Source organism: Flavobacterium panici, assembly GCF_903819335.1.
In the GTDB taxonomy this organism is placed as follows: Bacteria; Bacteroidota; Bacteroidia; order Flavobacteriales; family Flavobacteriaceae; genus Flavobacterium; species Flavobacterium panici.
In genome coordinates, this window is record NZ_CAIJDE010000047.1 from 167,244 (window position 1) to 186,187 (window position 18,944).

Below are 18,944 nucleotides of genomic sequence, written 5' to 3' on the forward strand. Positions count from 1 at the left end.
ATAAAATGGACAGCTCTATTTCTGCATTAATAATGCGATTAAGTTTTGATTTAAATCATTTGTTTTTACTCCGGAAACAGAAAAGAATTTTCTATCAAAATCTTCAACAGTTACAATTGCTTTTTTTATAATTTCTTTTCCCAAATCAGTAAGTACAACTACTTTTGCTCTTGTATCTGTAGCATGTTCCGCTCTGATAATGAAATCCTTTTGCTGTAAAGTTCTTAAAACTGTAGAAGTTGTCATTGGGTCAATTTTAGTATTTGCCGAAAGTATAATTTGTGTAACTTCTTGTTTATGAATAGTAAGCCAATGTATACTAGCCATTAACACAAACTGAGAATGCGTAATATTATATTGTTCTAAAGCTTTTTTAATTTCACGTTGCCATAGGTTTGTTACCTGCCACAACAAAAAGCCAGAACTTTCTTCTGGCGTTTCAACGCTAAATGTATTATCTTCTGATGTACTCATTTTTTATTTTTTATTGTGAATTTTCAGTAATGCTAGAAACCATTTTTGAAGTTATAAAATTAAAATCATTTTCATTGATTTCAAAGAATCCATAACGAAATGGATATCCCCACGATTTTTTATTGGAGATAAACTCCAAATTCTCAATAAGCGGAAGTATCGAAACCTCATTACATTTCATAAATTGGATATTTCTTCTAAAGGGTACAAATTTTTCAGTCATCTCAAATGAATATACTTCATCATCTAGTACTTTTCCCCAAGCTGTAAAACATTGGCACTTCTCATTTACTTCCATCTTTATTTTAGAGGAATAAATTAAGATCTGATCTTCTTTCTGCATTCTTTTCAATGGTCCTTCTTTTCCATGGCAGACTTGAATAAATCCGCCATTTATAGCTCTTTGTGCATGTTCTTTTGAAATTGTGGCTATCCAATACTTTTTTGCTCTCATAATTTAGAAGCTGCTTTTATTTGTTCCTGAACATCTGCAGGTAAATTATCAACAATTTTTTTTGCTACTAATTTCACCCAAAGAAAACCTAATAAGCCTTTTACGCTTATCGTATTGGTAATCTTCAATCCGTTTGGAGTTTCTTCAAATACATGTTCATCGTACATTTTGGCTAACGGGAAATTAGTTACATCCAGAAATCTTTTATTTTCTAAAACTTCGAGTAGTTCAACCTTTACATTCGGCCCGCCATTTGGTCGTAATAAAAAATGATTTCCTTTTTCAAAGTTTCCTTCCAATTTAGCATATTCAATACCTGTATCCCAAGTATGCCAATTATTGACATCTGCAAACAGATTCCACATTTGTTCTTTTGTTACGTCTTTAGTAATTATTGAATGAGATTTTGACCACATTTTATTTCAAATTAAAAATTAATAAGTGCAAATATAATAAGTAAACTTATTAAAACAATTAATTATTTAAGATTTTCTATATTTTTTCAATTAGAGGATTTATTATCCATGTAGAATTGTTAAGAGATTTTAGTTTTTAATTTTTATAAAAAAGTCAAATAATTTACTTTCAAATAGTTAAATTAAAATCTCACCAAAAAACTTAACATTGGGAGACTTGTTTTATAGTTATCTTTACTTAACCATAAATTAACAATTTGATCACATTGTTATTAATAATCCTCATTTAAAAGCACATTTATATGGAAAACAAGAACGAAGAAGTAACCCCTGAGAAAATCGATTCACCTACAACTGAAAATATTCAGCCCGCAGCAGAAAGTGTAAAAGCTGAAGAAAAAACACCAGCAAAAGCACCTGTTCGTAAAGCTGCTCCAGTTAAAACTGCGACAACGGCTAAACCTGCATCAACAACTGCAAAACCTGCTGCAACAGCTGTAAAAAAACCAGCAGCTACAGCAAAAGCTCCGGCAGCATCTGTTTCAAAAACAGCTGTAACTACACCAAAACCGGCTGCACGCAGAGCTCCTGCTAAAAAAGTACTGACTCCAACTATTAAACCTGAGGCTGTAAAAACAGTGGTTACAAAAACTGCTGTTACTGATGCAAAAAAAGAAAGCACAAATGAAGCAGCTACAACTGTAGAAACTGCTAAAAATAAATCTGATAAAAAAGTAAAGAAAGTGAAGGACAAAGAAAAGGACAAAGCGAAAAAGAAAGTAGCTAAGAAAAAAGAGAAAGCTAAAAAAGACAAGCAGAAAGAAAAAGCTAAGAAAGCAAAATTAAAAGCTGCAGCTAAGAAAAAAGAAAAAGCTAAAAAAGCAAAAGATAAAGCGAAAGCAAAAAAAATTGCTAAAAAGAAAGTGAAGTCTAAAAAGAAGGCTAAAGCTAAAAAGAAAAAATAATATTTAAGAAAGGTTTGACTTTAATAAAGTTGAACCTTTTTTTATGCGTTCCAGTCATTGCGAGGAACGAAGCAACCGCACTAGCAATAGGTACGTTACTCATAATAGTGAGATTGCTTCGTTCCTCGCAAGGACATACTGTGCGAAGAGCTTCGACTTCGCTCAGCCTGACAATCGTAATTGTTATGTCACCCTGAGCGAAGTCGAAGGACATATAGTAATGTGTTACAATTAACAATTAACAATTAACAATTAACAATTGACTTTTACCCCCCAATCGCAATCATACTACGATTGTCAAAATGTTTCGCAGGATCGTTCATTTCATCAATTGTAACCATTCCGGCGCGGACTTTCTTTTTATTTTGAACAGATTCCGAAATTAGATTCGTGATTGATTCGCCATTTCTAAAAGGCGTTAAAAGATCTGTTTCTGAATTAGAGAAAAGACAATTTTTGATTTTTCCATCAGCCGTTAAACGAATTCGGTTACAACTGTCGCAAAACGGATTTGTAATCGAACTTATGATTCCGAAATCACCTTGAAAACCTTTTATTTTATACGTTCTGGCCGTGAAGTTTTTTTCATCTTCCAGTTTTTGAATTTCATCTTCAGCAAAAGTATTTCCAACCAAAGATAAAATCTCATTTTGCGAAACCATTTTGCTTCTGTCCCACTCGTTTCCTGCAAAAGGCATAAACTCAATAAACCTTACTGAAATAGGCAGAAATTGTGTTAGTTTAACAAAATCAACAATTTCATTATCATTAAAACCTTTCATTAAAACTACATTTACTTTGACTTGAAAATCATGATTCAAAAGTAAATGCAGATTATCTACAACCTTTTCAAATTGATTTCTGAGCGTTATAGAATGGAATTTAGACGAAACCAAAGTATCTAAACTCAAATTGATCTTTTTGACATTAAACTGCTTTAAAACATCTATATGCCGATCGATTAAAATTCCGTTTGTAGTTATCGAAAGTGAAATATTTAAAGCAGCTAATTTTGCGATTATCTCTGGAAAGTCTTTTCGTAAAAGTGGTTCTCCGCCCGTTAATCTAATTTTGTCAACACCATTTTGTGCGAAAGTCTGAGCGATACCAAAAATCTCGTCGGCTGTCATTAAACTAGCTTTAGGAGAAAGCGCAATTCCGTCGGCCGGCATGCAATACGTACAACGCAGGTTGCATTTTTCCAGCAGCGAAATTCGCAGATAGTTGTGTCTGCGCCCAAAAACATCCGTCAAAATTGTGTTAGAGGCTGTCATGATTTTTTCCTTTTAAAATATGAAAGACGTGCATTACATGCGGAAACACAGCGTCCATCGATTCTCTCGCTCCGTTTGTGGAACCAGGCAAAGCCAAAACTAAACTTTTACCCAAAGTTCCGGCTACAGTTCTCGAAAGCATGGCATACGGCATTCTTTGTTGTCCGTAATCGCGAATTGCTTCTTCGATTCCGGGAATTCTGCTTTCTAATATTGGCGATAAAGCTTCCGGCGTTACATCTCTTGGAGATAATCCAGTTCCGCCCGTAAAAATCACCAATTGATTATCTTTTGCGTAAGCTTTTGTTTTTTCCTGAATAATATCCAATTCATCAGGAATAATTTCATAATGAGAAGTTTCAACTCCGTATGAATCTAATTTTTCTACAATAATTTTTCCGGAACGATCTTCTTTATCTCCTGTAAAAATCGAATCAGAACAAACAAAAACCGCCGCTTTTATCGCATACGGAAATTTATTTTTGAAAGAAGATTTTCCGCCTTCTTTATTAATCAATTTAATGGTTGAAATTTCGATTTCTTTATCAATTGGTTTCAGCATATCGTACATTGTCAATGCGACAATCGATGCGCCATGCATGGCTTCAACCTCAACTCCGGTTTTATAAACGGTTTTTACATTGAAGATAATCTGAATCTCCAATCCTTCAATTTTATATTCAACCGAAGTAAATTCAATTGGAAGCGGGTGACAATCCGGAATAGACAAATGGGTATTTTTTACCGCAAATAATCCTGCCGTTTTTGCCATTTCGAGCACATTTCCTTTCGGAACCAAATTGTTCACCACAGCGTCAATCGTTTCTTGTCTGCTGACTTTTACAATTGCTGTTGCGGTTGCTTTTCTTAATGTGCTTATTTTATGCGTAATATCTACCATTCTGTTTTATTAGGTATTTTGTTTCCAGGTGAATGTATCGTTTTCAAACATTTCTTTACCAAAAATCGGCACATCGGTTTTAATCCAGTTTACGATCGCTTCTGTTGCTTCATAAACTTGTTTGCGACGTGTTGCCGAAACAAACACAAACAAACAAATTTCACCTGCTTTTACAACGCCCAAACTATGGTAAATGTGCATGCAGGTTAAATCGAATTTAGCGAAAGCTTTTTCGCGAATGGTATGCAAAGCTTCATTTGCCATATCAGTATAAGCTGAATAATCAATCGCCACGACTGTATTATCGTGAATTACATCGGCACGAACTTGTCCCAAAAAAATATTGTGCGCCCCAATTGTATGTTTCGATTGATGTTTCGCAATCGACTCGGCTATAAATTCAGGAGAAATTGGTCCTTCTACAAATACATTTTTACTCATTTTTTATGTTTTTTTTTTGCCACAGATTATATGGATTAAAATGATTTTTTCTTTTGCCACGAATTACACTAATTTTCACTAATTAAAATCTGTAGTAAAGAGAATTAACCTCAATATTGTCATTTCGACGAAGGAGAAATCTTCGCAAGAAACTCCGCAGTAATTCGCTTATCTTTGTCGAGCTACTTACGAAGATTTCTCCTTCGTCGAAATGACAAACTATAACGAACATTTTAAAGTTTGTGGCTATATTTTTATTTCTTCTTTCAATATATCTTTCATTGCTAAAACTCCGCCAGCAATGCTTTTTATCTTTTTAAATTGATGCTTTTGAAGCAATTCTGCTCCGATTTTACTTCTAATTCCGGATTGACAGAAAACATAAATCTTCTGGTTTTTATCCAGTTTTTCAATTTCATTTTCTAGATACAGCAAAGTAATCTGAATTTGATTTTTTAAACTGATTTTTGGCAATTCGTGCGCGTTTCTAACATCCAGAAATAAAACGGAATCATTGTTTATTTCATCCAAAATCGATTCAAATTTTATTTCTTCAACTTCAGATTTATTATATTTTTCTTCGAATGATTCTCTGCTTATTAACTGAAAATTACTTTTATCAAAATCATATTTTTGCTGTTCGTTGTTGAGGATATTATAAACTAATATTTTACCGCTTAAAACTTCACCAATTCCGAGAATCATTTTTAGGACTTCATTTGCCTGAAACATTCCGATAATTCCAACCGAAATTCCAATTACTCCGGCATCTTCACAATTTAAAGCATTGTTATTTTCATCTGGATATAAACATCTGTATGTTGGTCCGTTTTGATAATTGAAAACTGAAACCTGTCCCTGAAATCTAAAAATCGATCCGTAAACCATTGGTTTATTGGTTACCAAACAAGCATCATTTATTAAATATTTAATCGAAATATTATCTGTTGCATCAACAATAATATCATATTTTTCAAATAACGAAATGGCATTTTTACCTGATAATTTCTCCGCAAAAGCATTGACTTTTACCAGCGGATTCAATTCTGAAATCATCAGTTTTACTTCTTCCACTTTTGATTTTCCAACAGCCGAACTTTTGTAAATCACCTGACGATGCAGATTTGAAATCTCAATAACATCATCATCTACAATTCCAATTTCGCCAACTCCGGCTGCAGCCAAATAAGGCAAAATTGCCGCGCCCAAACCTCCGGCACCGATAACCAAAACTTTCGCTTTCGATAATTTGTACTGACCATCCTCTCCTATTTCAGGAAGAATCATTTGTCGGTTATATCGGTTTGATGCACTCATAAATTAATTTTTAACCTCCGGCAAACGGTGGTAATAAAGCAACAATATCACTTGTTTGTAAATTGTAATCTGCTGCTTTTGAAACTATTTTTTGATTTACTGCTACACTGAAAGAAAGCGATTCAAATTGATATTTTTCGTTTAAATCCTGCAATAGTTTTTGCAGAGACAATTCTTCGGAAAAAGATAACTTTTCGAACTCACATTTTGTCTTTTCGGCAACAGCCCCAAAATATTTAATCTCGATCATTTTTATAAATTTAAATTTTGAAAAATGAATTCATCTTCAAAATGTTCCTGAAAATAGGAAATCCAGCTTGAAGTGTTTCTCACTACTTCACCAATCACAATAATTGCGGGCGATGATATATTTTTTTCAACAACCAATTTAGTGATTGTATTGATAGTTCCAACCACTTTTTGTTCTGAATTTTTTGTTCCGTTTTGAATAATAGCGATGGGTAAATCGTCATTTCTGTTTTCCTGATAAATAGAAATTATTTCATCCAATTTATGCATTCCCATCAAAATAACCACGGTCGCCGCCGATTTTGACGCTAAAAGAACATCTTTTGATAATTTATGATCGGAAGTTGTTCCGGTAATTACCCAAAAACTTTCGGCTACTTTGCGCTGTGTCAAACTAATTCCAACGGAAGCAGGAACACCCAAAGCAGATGAAATTCCGGGAACGATAGCAGTTTCAATTTCAAATTCTTCTGCGAACTCGATTTCTTCGCTTCCTCTTCCAAAAACAAACGGATCTCCGCCTTTTAATCTTACCACATGTCCGTGACTTTTTGCCATCGAAACAATCAAATCGTTAATCTGGTCCTGCGTATAAGCGTGACAGCCTAAACGTTTTCCAACAAAAACAATTTCTGCATTTGATGCATATTTTAATAATTCTTCATTTACCAAAGCATCATACAAAACTACATCGGCACTTTTTAAAGCTTTAATCGCTTTCATCGTAATCAATTCAACGTCGCCCGGACCTGCGCCCACAATCGTTAATTTTGGTGTTTTTAAGTTTTGCATAATCTCTAACTTAAATTGATATTCAGATCATTTAATTCGTCGGCCGAATTAATATTCGTCAAAGGAAAGTTTTCACTTTCTTCTATATTCAAAATTTGATGCGGCACTTTGGCCAATAAATCCATCATTTTTAATTCATCAGAATCAATCGCATTTTTAATAACCGGAACAATCTTTTTTGAATAAATCCCAATTAATGGATGCGTTTTACTTTCTGAAGCAAAAACGGTAATTCCGGCTTCTTCTGTATGTTTTGAAATTAATTCCTGTAATAATTCAGTAGAAATCAACGGAATATCACAGCTTAAAATCAAATTGAATTCGGTTTCAGAATGGGATAAGGCGGTATAAATTCCGCCTAACGGACCTTTATCTGAAATAATATCGGGTATTTTTTCATACGGCAGATAATCGTATTCTTTTGATGCCGTAATCAGTTTTATTTGTTCTGTAATAGGCAAAATTGCCTTAATTATATGTTCTATAAATGGTTTTTCCTGAAACAGCACTAATCCTTTTTCAGACTGCATTCTGGAGCTTTTTCCACCGCAAAGAATAAATGTTGATATATTCATAGTTTCTTTTGTTTCAAATTTCACGTTTCAAGTTTTGCTCGCATTTGTCAGGCTGAGCGAAGTCGAAGCCCACGTTCCAATTGGAGCGCCCTTCGACTTCGCTCAGGGTGACATTTTTTACTTCAAGGTTTTGCCAATCTGTCTCCAGCGGTTGAAACCGCTGGCTATGTTTATTTAGCAATCTTTTACATTTGCTTTTCAAATATTGCCCGAGGTTTCAACCTCGGGGACGTATTATGAGCGATTTTTGTTTTTCAATCTCAAGGAAAAATCAATTTGACACTTGCCATCAAAATTACTGTTCCTAAAACCATTTTTAATGTTCTGTTAGAGAAAGAGCCGCTTCCGTAAAATCCGCCTAACATTCCTCCTATTACTGCAATCGGAACCAAATAGAAACTTTCCATCGGGATTGTTTTTCCACCTAAAAAGAATCCTAACATTCCGGCTGTTGAATTCACAAATATGAATAAACTCGAAACCGCTGCCGATTCTTTTACCGATGCCCATCCTAAAAATAATAATATCGGACTCAGGATGATTCCCCCGCCAATTCCTAACATTCCTGACAATAAACCTATCGCAAAACCAATTACCAATGCGATTGGAAGATTGATTTTTACTTCTTCTTTTTCTTTAAAATTAAATACCCCAAACAATCTTAGCGCTGCGAAAACCAATACAATTCCTAAAACTATTTTATAAATCGCATTATCTAAAGTTATAAAACCTCCAATAAATGCTGCAGGAATCGAGGCTACCGCAAACGGATAAAAGAGCTTTGGTTTGAAATAATTCTTTCTATAATAAAACAAAAACGAAATACTCGAAACAAACAAATTCAACAACAAAGCCGAAGGTTTCATAATCGAAATTGGAAAAGCAAAAATGCTCATCAAAGCCAAATACCCCGATGCGCCGCCATGACCAACGCTGGAATATAAAAACGCAATAACGATTAATGCGAAACTGAATAGTAATATGTTTTCGGAACTTAATAGGTTCATTTTTTTTTTTGTTTATTTTGTTTCAGGTTTAAAGTTTCAAGTTGTCAAGCTATATGTTTAAAATTACACACTGCTTTTCATCCTTAATAACAAAAATCTATTTTCTATATTCTTTATTCTATTTTCTTATTCTAAAAATCTAAAATCAACAATCTAAAATCTAAAATTTCTTAATCAATCGGCAATAATGTAACTAACTGTCCTTTTTTATATTCCTGAATATCTTCCGGAACAATAAGTAAGCTATTGGCTACGGCAAAAGTGTTCAGCATTGCGGAACTTTGTCCGTCGAGAACGGTGACTTTTGTTTCGTCGTATTTTGCTTTTAAGAATAATGTTTTTCCTGTATTGTTCTTAATATCCGAATTTAATTTTCGAACTACTTTTGTTTTATGAATTTCTGAAAATCCTAGTTTGTTTTTAATTGCGGGCGAAACGTAAATGTAAAAATTCGTTAGCGATGAAGCTGGATTTCCGGGTAAAGCGAAAACTAAGGTTTCCTTTTTTGAACCGAAAAACATTGGTTTTCCAGGTCTCTGATTGATTTTATAAAACAATTCCTGAACGCCGTTTTGCAATAAAGCTTCTTTTACAAAATCATAATCGCCAACTGAAATTCCGCCGGAAATTAAAACAACATCGTATTTTTTCAGAATACTTTTAAGCGCATTTTTTGTCGCTTTTAAATTATCTTTTACTCTGTAAACTTTTGTCTTTTTGATTCCGATAGTTTCAAGAGCCGCTTCCAGCATAAATGAATTACTTTCGAAAATTTTTCCTTTTTTAAGGTTTTTTCCTGGTTGTACTAATTCATTTCCGGTAACTAAAATCGCTACTTTCGGTTTTTTGTAAACCTCTACTTCTGTAATTCCTAAACAGGCCAGAAATCCAATCGCTGCGGGCGTTATTAAAGTATTGGCTTCAAAAACTACAGCATCTTTCGCAATTTGTTCTCCTTTCGGGCGAACATTTGAATGTTTTTCAGGCATTGTGGCAATCAAAATAGAATTTTTATTTGCCATTACATGTTCCTGCATCACTACAGTATCTGCATTATCTGGAACAAATGCGCCTGTAAATATTCGAATTGCTTCGTTTGCTTTTAATTTTACATTTGAATGATCTCCAGCCTGTGAAGTCCCAACAATATCATATTGATGTTTGATGCTGTGCGTAAAGGCATATCCGTCCATAGCCGACTGGCGAAACGGCGGCATGTCGATTGGCGAAATTACTTTTTCTGCCAAAACATATCCTAACGCTTTGCTAACCGAAATTAGCTTTGTCGACATTTTATTGCTGTTCGCCTCAATAATCGCTATAGCATCTTCTACTTTAATCATTCGTGTTATTTTTATAAGCAAAAAATACTTATTACAAATATAAGTATTTTTACTTAGTTAAATCAATTAAGTACCTAAATTTTTTAAAAATATAAATTTAGCTTAATTCTTTTAAATACCGAGCGAAAAAATCAAATAGCTTTTAAAGTTGAAGTGTTTGATTTACTTTCTTTTAAAATTACCTTTTGGAAGATAATATAACCATGCAAAACCAATAAAAAATAGTATTGCAGAAGCTATAAAGGCAGGAATTAATATTTCCTTGTTATTTTCTAGTGCATTATTTAAGGACGCATATAAAAGCCAGATTTGAATGCTGACATTTAAAATCAGGATAAAAATAAGTGTCGAAAGTATATTGTTCAGCTTATTAGGGTTAGCGCGATTCTGGCTTCGTCTAAAAGTACTCATATCTATAAATTTAAATTATACAATCTAACTGTCTTTTTTATCTATCATTGCTTTTACAAAAACAGCATTTTCTTTAAATATCACTTCTAACTGTGGTAAAGCTCTTGGTGGCGGACCTGCAATTACATCTCCTGTCATGGCATCAAATGAACCTTCATGGCAAGGACAGTGAATGATTCCGGTTCCGGGTTTGTAAAATACGGAACACGAAAGATGCGTACATTTTTGCTCGTAAGCCCTAAAATCACCGCTTTCTAAGTGAATTAATATATACGGAATTGTACTTCCTTCTAAAACAAAACCACGAGTTCCGCCTACGGGAACATCTTCTTTATTGCAGATGAAATGTTCGCCTTGTACTTCTTCTTTTGGTAATAAAAATGCTTTTGCGGTTACGAATCCGCTTCCTACCATTAATCCGCCGGAAACAAAAGTCAGGAATTTAGCAAAATCGCGTCGGCTGACCTGAGTTGATTCCTGTTTTTTTATAGGGAAATCTTTTTTCCAGTTTTGATTTAAATTATCTTCTTTTGACATGATTCTGGTTTAATAAATTCTTAATTCTGTACTGCCTTTTGGCATCATAATATTCACTTTTGTTTTTACTTTTTCCTGTCCAAAAATAAAGTTGTTCACTGGCGTACTATTTGGTCTCATTTCTTCAATTTGTTCTCTTGTTCCGTAAAACAATGCACCGCTTGGACAAACTGTGGCACACATTGGTTTTTTACCCACACTTGTTCTGTCGTAACACATCGTGCATTTCATCATTAAATCGTATTCTTCTACTTTTTTAGGTACACCAAAAGGACAAGCCATTACACAGTTTGAACATCCTATACATCTTTCCGTATTAGCAGTATGTACCACACCAAATTCATCTTGTGAAATCGCATCCGCGGGGCAGACATTCGCACAAACCGGGTCTTCGCAATGCATACAAACCTGAACTGTGGTTTGTATTGTCGAAGCACGATCTACATAATTTACGCTTATTAAAGTTTGCTGGCCGTTGGTTTCACATTCGGCGCAGGCCATTTCGCAGGCTTTGCAGCCAATACAGCGCTGCATATCTACAAAAAACTCTTCGTTTGTATTAAAATTGGTCAAATTCATAACTTCATTTTTTTATAGATTAAACACTTGCATACGCTTCCGATTCTTTGGCTGGCGGTGCTATTTTTCCCTGCGGATCTAATAAACAGGCGCAGACTTTAAATTCCGGAATTTTAGAAATCGGGTCTAAAGTTCCCGGTGTTAATTGATTGGCAGATTTGTGTCCCGGCCAGTGATACGGAATGAAAACGGTATCTTTTCTAATCGTTTCTACAATATTGGCAGGAAAAATTCCTTCACCTCTTCTTGTTGCTACTCTTACTAATTCTCTTTGTTTGATTCCGTATTTTTCTGCTAATTCAGGATGAATTTCTAACATTGGCTCTGGAAACTGATCTACCAGTTTTCCAATTCGGCGTGTTTGTGTTCCGCTTAAATATTGTGAAACTACACGGCCTGTTGTTAATGTTATTGGATATTCTTCATCGGTAACTTCACCCGGAAGTTTATAAGGCGCGGGATTAAAATGTGCTTTTCCGTCTGGCGTTTTAAACTTTTTATCTTCCCAAAGTCTTGGCGTTCCCGGATGATCTTCGGTTGGACAAGGCCAAAAAATGCCCATATTATCTTCTACTTTTTTATACGTAATTCCGAAATAATCTGCAGTTCCGCCTTTTGAAGCGACACGCAGTTCGTTGAAAATTTCTTCACTATTGTCGTAAGTAAATTTATCTTCTTCGCCCAGTCTTTTAGCTATTTCTAATAATATTGAAGTATCGGTTCTGGCTTCTCCCGGAGGCGTAACGGCTTGTCTGATTCTAATCACTCTTCCTTCTGCAGAAGTTGTTGTTCCTTCTTCTTCTTCCTGTAAAGATCCTGCCAAAACAATATCGGCATGTCTTGCAGTTTCATTCAAAAAGAAATCAATACAAACGTAAAATTCTAATTTTTCTAAAGCAGAACGCACGTAATTATTGTTCGGAAGCGAGACTAACGGATTGAAACAAATGGAAATTAATCCTTTGATTTCGTCTCTGTGAATGGCCTCTATAATTTCATAAGCCGTAAGTCCTTTTCCGGGTAAATCTTTTTCATCGATTCCCCAAACTTCTGATATGTATTTTCGGTGTTCCGGATTTTCAATATCTCTGTTTCCGGGCAATTGATCGCATTTATGTCCGTGCTCTCTTCCGCCCTGACCATTTCCTTGTCCGGTAATCGTTCCGTAACCACAATATGGTCTTCCAATTCTTCCTGTTGCCAAAACAAGATTAATACAGCCTAAAACATTATCAACACCTTTTGAGTGATGTTCGATTCCTCTTGCATGCAATAAAAAGCTTGTTTTTGCTTTTCCCCATAATTCAGCGGCTGCTTTTATTTTTTCTTTATCGATTCCGGTTACTTCTTCTGCCCATTCCAGCGTATAATCTTTAACGGCATCAATTGTTTCCTGAAATCCTGATGTATAATTATCTATAAAATCATGATCCAGCATATCGTGATCTACTAAATATTTTAGCATTGCGCCATATAATGCAGAATCTGTTCCGGGTTTTACATCGAGATGAATATCCGCTGTTCTTGCCAACGGAATCATTCTTGGATCGATCACAATTAATTTTGCACCGCGATCTCTGGCTTTCCAAATCCAATGTGTTAGCGTTGGGAAAGTTTCACTGATATTGGCTCCGGCTACAATAATAACTTCGGCATATTCTAAGTCTGAATAATTATTTGAAGCCCGGTCTAAACCAAATGCTTTTTTATTTCCGGCTCCGGCGCTTACCATACACAGCCTTCCATTGTAATCGAGGTTTCTTGTTTTTAAAGCAACACGGGCAAATTTTCCAACTAAATAACTTTTTTCATTAGTTAATGAAACTCCAGATAACATGGAGAAAGCGTGTTTTCCGTATTTTTCCTGAATTCTTTTAATTTCAGAAACGGTTTTATCCATCGCATCATCCCAAGAAACTTTTTCAAAACCTTTTCCTTCTACTCTTTGTATTGGATGCAAAAGTCGGTCTGGGTGATTATTTTGAAGATACCTTTGAACTCCTTTTGGACACAAACGTCCTTCGTTAAACGGAAATTCCATCCACGGTTCAAAACCTACTACTTTATTTTCTTTCACTAATAATTGAATTCCACACTGCATGCCGCAAAAGCAGCAATGTGTTTTTACAACGTCATCTGGTTCGTCTCTTCCGTCGTAACCATCTACAGGCGCATAATTTAAATGCGGACCAAATTGTTCAATTATTTTTTCAGTTGATACGGGTAGTTTTGCCATTTTTTTTGTTATTTTTTGTTTCAGGTTTCATGTTTCAAGTTTGCTTATAGAACATGAAACTTGAAACCTAAAACTTTTATAATTTTATTTGTTTTGTTTCAGGTTTCACGATCTGTGTGGAACTTGAAACTTGAAACCTTAAACTTGAAACTTTTTATAAATTATCCAAATAAATTTCCGCCTTCTAGTCTGGCTTTTAGGTGTGCTTGTGCCAGGCGTGATCTTTTTCCTTCTGGGCTTAAATCGAGGTGAGAAGTTCCGTCTTCGTGGGTGAAATCAAAACCTAATTCTTTTGTTACGATTTTTAAATCATTGATATGAAGCTGGGTTGCAAATTCTTCTCCGGTATGCGGACAAACTGCCATTCCTTTTTTTATTCCTTCTTGTTTATAGATATGTGCTCCAATTTGCGCCGGACGCTGGATGATATGAAAGAATTTCCCAAACGGAATCCAGATCAAAAACATGATTACCGTTACAGCATGAATTACGGCTAAGAAATCATATGCAAAACCTTTCATGAATTGATAGGAATATGTTAAACATAAACCTGTTACAGAAATGGCTATTAATAAAATTAAGGGCAATAAATCACCTTCAAAAGTCTGCGTTGCAATTAATCCGGGATTGGTTAATCTTCTTCTTAAATAATAAACGGAACCAATTATAACTAACCACGATGACCAGTTTAAGGCATGGAAAATCAGGAAAGCCAGAAATGAATTTATCTGAAAATCCATCATTTTAAATCCGAAGAAATGTGCTTCGTAAATGGAAATTGAATTTGGTGCGAGCGTAAAGTGAATCCATCCAAATGTAAGCGGAATTGTGATGGCAAAAGCCGATAAACAGCCTATTGCAATACAAAAATGGGCAAACCAGCGCCATTTGCTTCTTGGGTAAATAAACTTTTGAACGACAATATTTTGTACTGATTCTTTTCCCAGAAACCATAAATGAGAAATTATTTTTCCTGTAAAAAGAAATTTAAGGCTTCTTTTAAAATACATCCACGTTGGAGGTCTTTGCAGCCAAACGGTATAGCGATAAACGATTCCGAAGAAGGCAAAAACAGTTCCGAATAAATAAGTGACTAATGCTGCATCAAAATTTTGTAATTGTCTTGATCCGTAAAACACTAGCACAATTGTAAGTATAGAAACTAGTGTTGCAACAAGTAAGGCTTTGGTATTAAATGTTTTATCTTTCATCCTTAATTTTTAATTTAATGATTACTTCTTAACTTGGTTTCTCACAATTTTTACGATTGTAGAACCACCAATTGATACCTGTAGCTAATATAGTGAAAAAACAAACGCCTATAAAGAACTGATTTACAGTTCCATTAGCAGAAATATTATTCCCTATTAATTTAGAAAAGATAAAAGGTCCAAAAGCAGCTATTGCAGCTGTCCAGCCAATAACTCCGGCTGCCTGACGCGGATTTTCTTTAAATATTATTGGATATTGTCTAAAAGTACCTGCATTGCCAATTCCCGTAAAAAAGAACATTACTAAAATAACTGTAACAAAAAGAGGAAATTGGTCCATACTTGTTGGTGCGACCAATCCTTGTGTTACCAATATAATGGCTCCACACAAAATCCCTAAACCTGTAATGGTTGTTAAGATTGCTCCTCCTACTTTATCAGCTACAAATCCAAAAGCAATTCGACTTGCAGAACCTAATAATGGGCCATAGAACGCATACACTAAAGGATCTGGTGCATTGGGAAAATCTCCGTATAAAAATTTAATCATTAATGGAAAAGCCGCAGATAAACCTGCAAAAGTTCCAAAAGTCATTAAGTAAGTAATCGTACAATACCAGGTATGTTTATTTGAAAAAATGTCCATTTGTTCTTTTACAGAGGCCATCATTGGAATACTTTTTAAATAAAACCAGCTTAAAATTGCCATGATTAGTAAAAATGGAACGTACCAAAATGCTGCAGACTGTAAGTAGATCTCTGATTTTTTAACGGCTGTATTTTCAGGGTTAATGTTGTCTAATATTTTTTCGGCTAATTTTGGATTTGCATTTGCAATGGCTTTTGCTTTTGCTTTTACTGGTAATGCATTAAAAATAATAACGTTATCAGTAGAGTTTACCGCAGCACTTACAGAATTAATTACGTTTTTCTTTACGTTAGAAAGTATTTTAGTCTGAACTTCTGCATCAAATGTTGCAAAAACTTCTTTTTGTTTTTCCAGACTGGATGTTTGTAAAAGGGTTAATGTTTCTTTAGGATCAACGCTTGTAAAACCAGATGCAGCACCATAAATACCAACACTAATTATAAGAGGCGTTACAAATTGCGCGATCGAAACTCCAAAATTTCCTATTCCTGCCTGAATTCCTAATGCGGTTCCTTTTAATCTTTGAGGAAAAAATAAACTTGTACTTGGCATATAAGATGAAAAATCTCCTCCGCCAAAACCTGTGGTAAAAGCCAAAACTGCAAAAACCCAAAATGGTGTATTTACATTCATAATGGCAAAACCAATCCCTATAACTGGAATTAATTTAATTAATGTTGCAAAAGATACAATATGTCGTGTCCCGAAAATGGGTAATAAAAAAGTATGAATAATTCGTAATAATCCCGCCGCTAATCCCGGAATTGCTGTTAACCAGAAAAGCTGATCTTTAGAAAAACTAAATCCTAATCCGGGTAGTTTAACCGCGATTACGCTCATCATAAACCAAGAGGCAAATGATAATATTAATGTTAATGTTGTTATTGTTAATGTTCTCCATGCAATTTTACTTCCGCCAGAGTTCCAAAACGCTTCATCTTCCGGTTCCCATTTGTCTAACCAAGTTTTCATATATCTATTGTTTAATTTTTATTTTTTAATGATTACTTTCTATATCTCTTGTAAAGTTTGGCAGTTTAGTTCGCGTTGCATTTATAATTGTTCGATGCATCCACAATAAACAAAGCACAGAAACTACAAAAATGAATATCCATGAGCTGGTCCAAAGTCCTGTATAGTTTAGTAAATAACCAAAGATTATAGGACCTACAAATCCGCCTAAACCTCCTATTAATCCAACCATGCCGCCCACAACTCCTACTTCATTTGGGAAATACTCCGGAATGTGTTTATAAACAGCCGCTTTTCCAATTCCCCATGAAATTCCTATTAGAATTACCAGAACCAGATATACCCAAAGATTTGCACTGAATTTAATTTGAGTTATTCCCTGTGCTAACAATTCTTTCTTTTTAACTTCTTGATTTTGTTTGACAATAATTTCCTGCCAAGAGCTTTTTTCGGGAAAAATTGATGTTTCGCTATGCTGCAATATTTCTTTTTTATTTATGGAATGTATTTTTTCGCCAACCATAATTTTATCAGCCGAAACTTCTGTTACAATTCCATTATTCATTGCCAAAACGCCCGGACCTGCGGTGTAAATTTCCATTTTTGGAAACATTAATAAAAAGCTGATTACAATTGATGAGCCTAAAACCCAATATATTACTTTTCTGGCTCCAAATTTATCTGAGAGATATCCGCCAAAAGCTCTGATTACACCAGATGGTAAACTGAACATTGTAGCAAACAAACCGCCCATTACTAAGGTTGTATGATATACATTCATGAAATTAGGAAGAAGCCATTGTGAGTATGCCACGAAGAAACCAAATACTAAAAAGTAATAAGCTCCAAAACGCCAGACACGGACATTTTTGAGCGGAGAGATTAATTGTGTTATTGTTTTTGAAACTGTTGGGTTCTTTTTATTTTTAGCAAAAACAATAAAAAGCAACCCTATGATAACAAGTATAACGGCGTAAATAACAGGAAGCATTTTCCAACCGTTTATTGGATCTTTTTCGGATAAATGATTTAACAAAGTTGGTGCAATAAAAGTAGTAATTGCTGCACCAGCATTTCCCATTCCGAAAATTCCCAAGGCTCTTCCCTGCCATTCTTTCGGATACCAAATTGATGTATATCCAATACCGACTGCAAAGCTTGTTCCAACTAATCCGAAGAAAAAGCTTAAAACAGCAAAACTCCAGAACGAATTTGCAAAAGGCAGTAAAAAAAGTGGTACGGAACATAATAAAAGCAATATAGAAAATACAATTTTACCTCCATATTTATCTGTCAAGATACCTATTGGAAGTCTGAAAATCGAGCCCGAAAGAATTGGAATTCCTAATAACCATCCTGTTTCTACAACAGTAAAATTAAATATTCCTTTGTCTGCTAAATACGTAATTAAAACACCATTTAGCGTCCAGCAGGCAAAACATATTGTAAAGGCCAGTGTATTTAGAAATAGAATTCTGTGAGATTGAGAAAGATTACTCATATAAAAAATTTAAAATAGTATTAAACTAAATATGCTTCAGTAAAACGACAAAATTAAAATCTTCAAAACTGAGAAAAAATGACATATATCATATTAAAGACCATAAGTCCTCAATACAACAATAACAATAAAATACTATTAATTAGGTAGTTATAAAAATATATAAATAATATTTTTATCAAATAAAGGCTTATAGCTGAAATTTTATTTGTAAGAATTATGTTTTTAATTCTTTAAGGGGTGGTCTTTCTTTTTTTCTCTCTGTATAAATAGCCAAGAAATTAGGTTCTAAACTTCTAATTCAAAATTGATTCTCTAAAATTATAAAAAATACAAACACTAATATGTTAATTATTAATATTTTACATATTAATTTTTATTAAAAAAACTGCTAAACAAATTTGATAGCCATAATTGGGAATTTTATTTTAATAAGTGAAAATTTTTTGCTGCATCAACTAAAATTTCCATATGCAGACGTTTTTTAATCTTTTTCAGGTCTTTTTATGTCCGATTTTTAATTTGCTAAGGATTTAAAAACGAGTAAATTAAATGTAAAATACTACATTTTTAAGTGTTCTAATAAAATAATTTAACATATTTAAAAGCCTATAAACACAATTTAAATAATTGAAAATCA

General features: G+C 34.1%; 20 protein-coding genes. 1 reads left to right on the top strand and 19 read right to left on the bottom strand.

From position 1 onward, the window contains the following. Positions 1–15 precede the first annotated feature (15 nt). The 3 genes from FLAPXU55_RS15235 to FLAPXU55_RS15245 are packed head-to-tail and all read right to left on the bottom strand — an operon-like array spanning position 16 to position 1,344. Positions 16–474 (bottom strand): MarR family winged helix-turn-helix transcriptional regulator, encoded by a 459-nt coding sequence (locus tag FLAPXU55_RS15235; protein ID WP_180858804.1) that lies wholly within the window; start codon positions 472–474, stop codon positions 16–18. A 10-nt stretch (positions 475–484) separates the two neighbouring features. Then, positions 485–928, bottom strand: coding sequence for an EVE domain-containing protein (locus FLAPXU55_RS15240; RefSeq protein ID WP_180858805.1), 444 nt, complete (start codon positions 926–928; stop codon positions 485–487). Then, positions 925–1,344: an SRPBCC family protein gene (locus FLAPXU55_RS15245; RefSeq protein WP_180858806.1), complete on the bottom strand. Its 420-nt coding sequence runs from the start codon at positions 1,342–1,344 to the stop codon at positions 925–927. The genes FLAPXU55_RS15240 and FLAPXU55_RS15245 overlap by 4 nt, the downstream gene beginning before the upstream one ends. 302 nt (positions 1,345–1,646) lie before the next feature. Between FLAPXU55_RS15245 and FLAPXU55_RS15250 the strand changes: the two genes are divergently transcribed. Next, positions 1,647–2,309: a hypothetical protein gene (locus FLAPXU55_RS15250; RefSeq protein ID WP_180858807.1), complete on the top strand. Its 663-nt coding sequence runs from the start codon at positions 1,647–1,649 to the stop codon at positions 2,307–2,309. A 266-nt stretch (positions 2,310–2,575) separates the two neighbouring features. Here FLAPXU55_RS15250 and moaA read toward each other — a convergent pair whose 3' ends face one another. From moaA to FLAPXU55_RS15330, 16 genes are all read right to left on the bottom strand, one after another. Further along, positions 2,576–3,583: a GTP 3',8-cyclase MoaA gene (moaA, locus tag FLAPXU55_RS15255; protein ID WP_180858808.1), complete on the bottom strand. Its 1,008-nt coding sequence runs from the start codon at positions 3,581–3,583 to the stop codon at positions 2,576–2,578. Beyond that, a complete protein-coding gene (moaCB, locus tag FLAPXU55_RS15260) occupies positions 3,570–4,484 on the bottom strand; it encodes a bifunctional molybdenum cofactor biosynthesis protein MoaC/MoaB (RefSeq protein WP_180858809.1) in 915 nt (304 codons plus the stop codon). The genes moaA and moaCB overlap by 14 nt, the downstream gene beginning before the upstream one ends. 9 nt (positions 4,485–4,493) lie before the next feature. Beyond that, positions 4,494–4,925 carry a molybdenum cofactor biosynthesis protein MoaE gene (locus tag FLAPXU55_RS15265; protein ID WP_007807486.1) on the bottom strand — a complete coding sequence of 144 codons (432 nt, stop codon included), beginning with the start codon at positions 4,923–4,925 and terminating at the stop codon, positions 4,494–4,496. A gap of 246 nt (positions 4,926–5,171) precedes the next feature. Continuing rightward, entirely contained in the window at positions 5,172–6,242 is a 1,071-nt protein-coding gene (gene moeB / locus FLAPXU55_RS15270; RefSeq protein WP_180858810.1) for a HesA/MoeB/ThiF family protein, read from the bottom strand. Between the two features lie 10 nt (positions 6,243–6,252). Next, entirely contained in the window at positions 6,253–6,492 is a 240-nt protein-coding gene (locus FLAPXU55_RS15275) for a MoaD/ThiS family protein (protein WP_053470280.1), read from the bottom strand. 2 nt (positions 6,493–6,494) lie between these two features. Next, positions 6,495–7,283: a uroporphyrinogen-III C-methyltransferase gene (gene cobA, locus FLAPXU55_RS15280; protein ID WP_180858811.1), complete on the bottom strand. Its 789-nt coding sequence runs from the start codon at positions 7,281–7,283 to the stop codon at positions 6,495–6,497. A 5-nt stretch (positions 7,284–7,288) separates the two neighbouring features. Further along, positions 7,289–7,858, bottom strand: a complete 570-nt coding sequence (locus tag FLAPXU55_RS15285) for a molybdenum cofactor guanylyltransferase (protein ID WP_180858812.1) — start codon at positions 7,856–7,858, stop codon at positions 7,289–7,291. A gap of 260 nt (positions 7,859–8,118) precedes the next feature. Continuing rightward, positions 8,119–8,865 (bottom strand): sulfite exporter TauE/SafE family protein, encoded by a 747-nt coding sequence (locus FLAPXU55_RS15290; protein WP_180858813.1) that lies wholly within the window; start codon positions 8,863–8,865, stop codon positions 8,119–8,121. 170 nt (positions 8,866–9,035) lie between these two features. Continuing rightward, entirely contained in the window at positions 9,036–10,208 is a 1,173-nt protein-coding gene (locus FLAPXU55_RS15295) for a molybdopterin molybdotransferase MoeA (protein WP_180858814.1), read from the bottom strand. Positions 10,209–10,370: 162 nt separating this feature from the next. Beyond that, positions 10,371–10,619 carry a DUF6755 family protein gene (locus FLAPXU55_RS15300; RefSeq protein ID WP_053470284.1) on the bottom strand — a complete coding sequence of 83 codons (249 nt, stop codon included), beginning with the start codon at positions 10,617–10,619 and terminating at the stop codon, positions 10,371–10,373. A 24-nt stretch (positions 10,620–10,643) separates the two neighbouring features. Then, entirely contained in the window at positions 10,644–11,156 is a 513-nt protein-coding gene (locus tag FLAPXU55_RS15305) for a QcrA and Rieske domain-containing protein (protein WP_180858815.1), read from the bottom strand. A gap of 9 nt (positions 11,157–11,165) precedes the next feature. Then, positions 11,166–11,735 (bottom strand): 4Fe-4S dicluster domain-containing protein, encoded by a 570-nt coding sequence (locus tag FLAPXU55_RS15310; protein WP_053470286.1) that lies wholly within the window; start codon positions 11,733–11,735, stop codon positions 11,166–11,168. 19 nt (positions 11,736–11,754) lie between these two features. Next, a complete protein-coding gene (locus FLAPXU55_RS15315) occupies positions 11,755–13,971 on the bottom strand; it encodes a molybdopterin oxidoreductase family protein (protein WP_180858816.1) in 2,217 nt (738 codons plus the stop codon). Between the two features lie 161 nt (positions 13,972–14,132). Next, the gene (locus FLAPXU55_RS15320) at positions 14,133–15,182 is read right to left on the bottom strand and encodes a hypothetical protein (protein ID WP_053470288.1); all 1,050 of its coding nucleotides are present in this window, start codon (positions 15,180–15,182) and stop codon (positions 14,133–14,135) included. A 28-nt stretch (positions 15,183–15,210) separates the two neighbouring features. Further along, positions 15,211–16,803, bottom strand: coding sequence for a NarK/NasA family nitrate transporter (locus tag FLAPXU55_RS15325; RefSeq protein ID WP_180858817.1), 1,593 nt, complete (start codon positions 16,801–16,803; stop codon positions 15,211–15,213). Positions 16,804–16,828: 25 nt separating this feature from the next. Continuing rightward, entirely contained in the window at positions 16,829–18,304 is a 1,476-nt protein-coding gene (locus FLAPXU55_RS15330) for an MFS transporter (protein WP_180858818.1), read from the bottom strand. Positions 18,305–18,944: the final 640 nt, after the last annotated feature.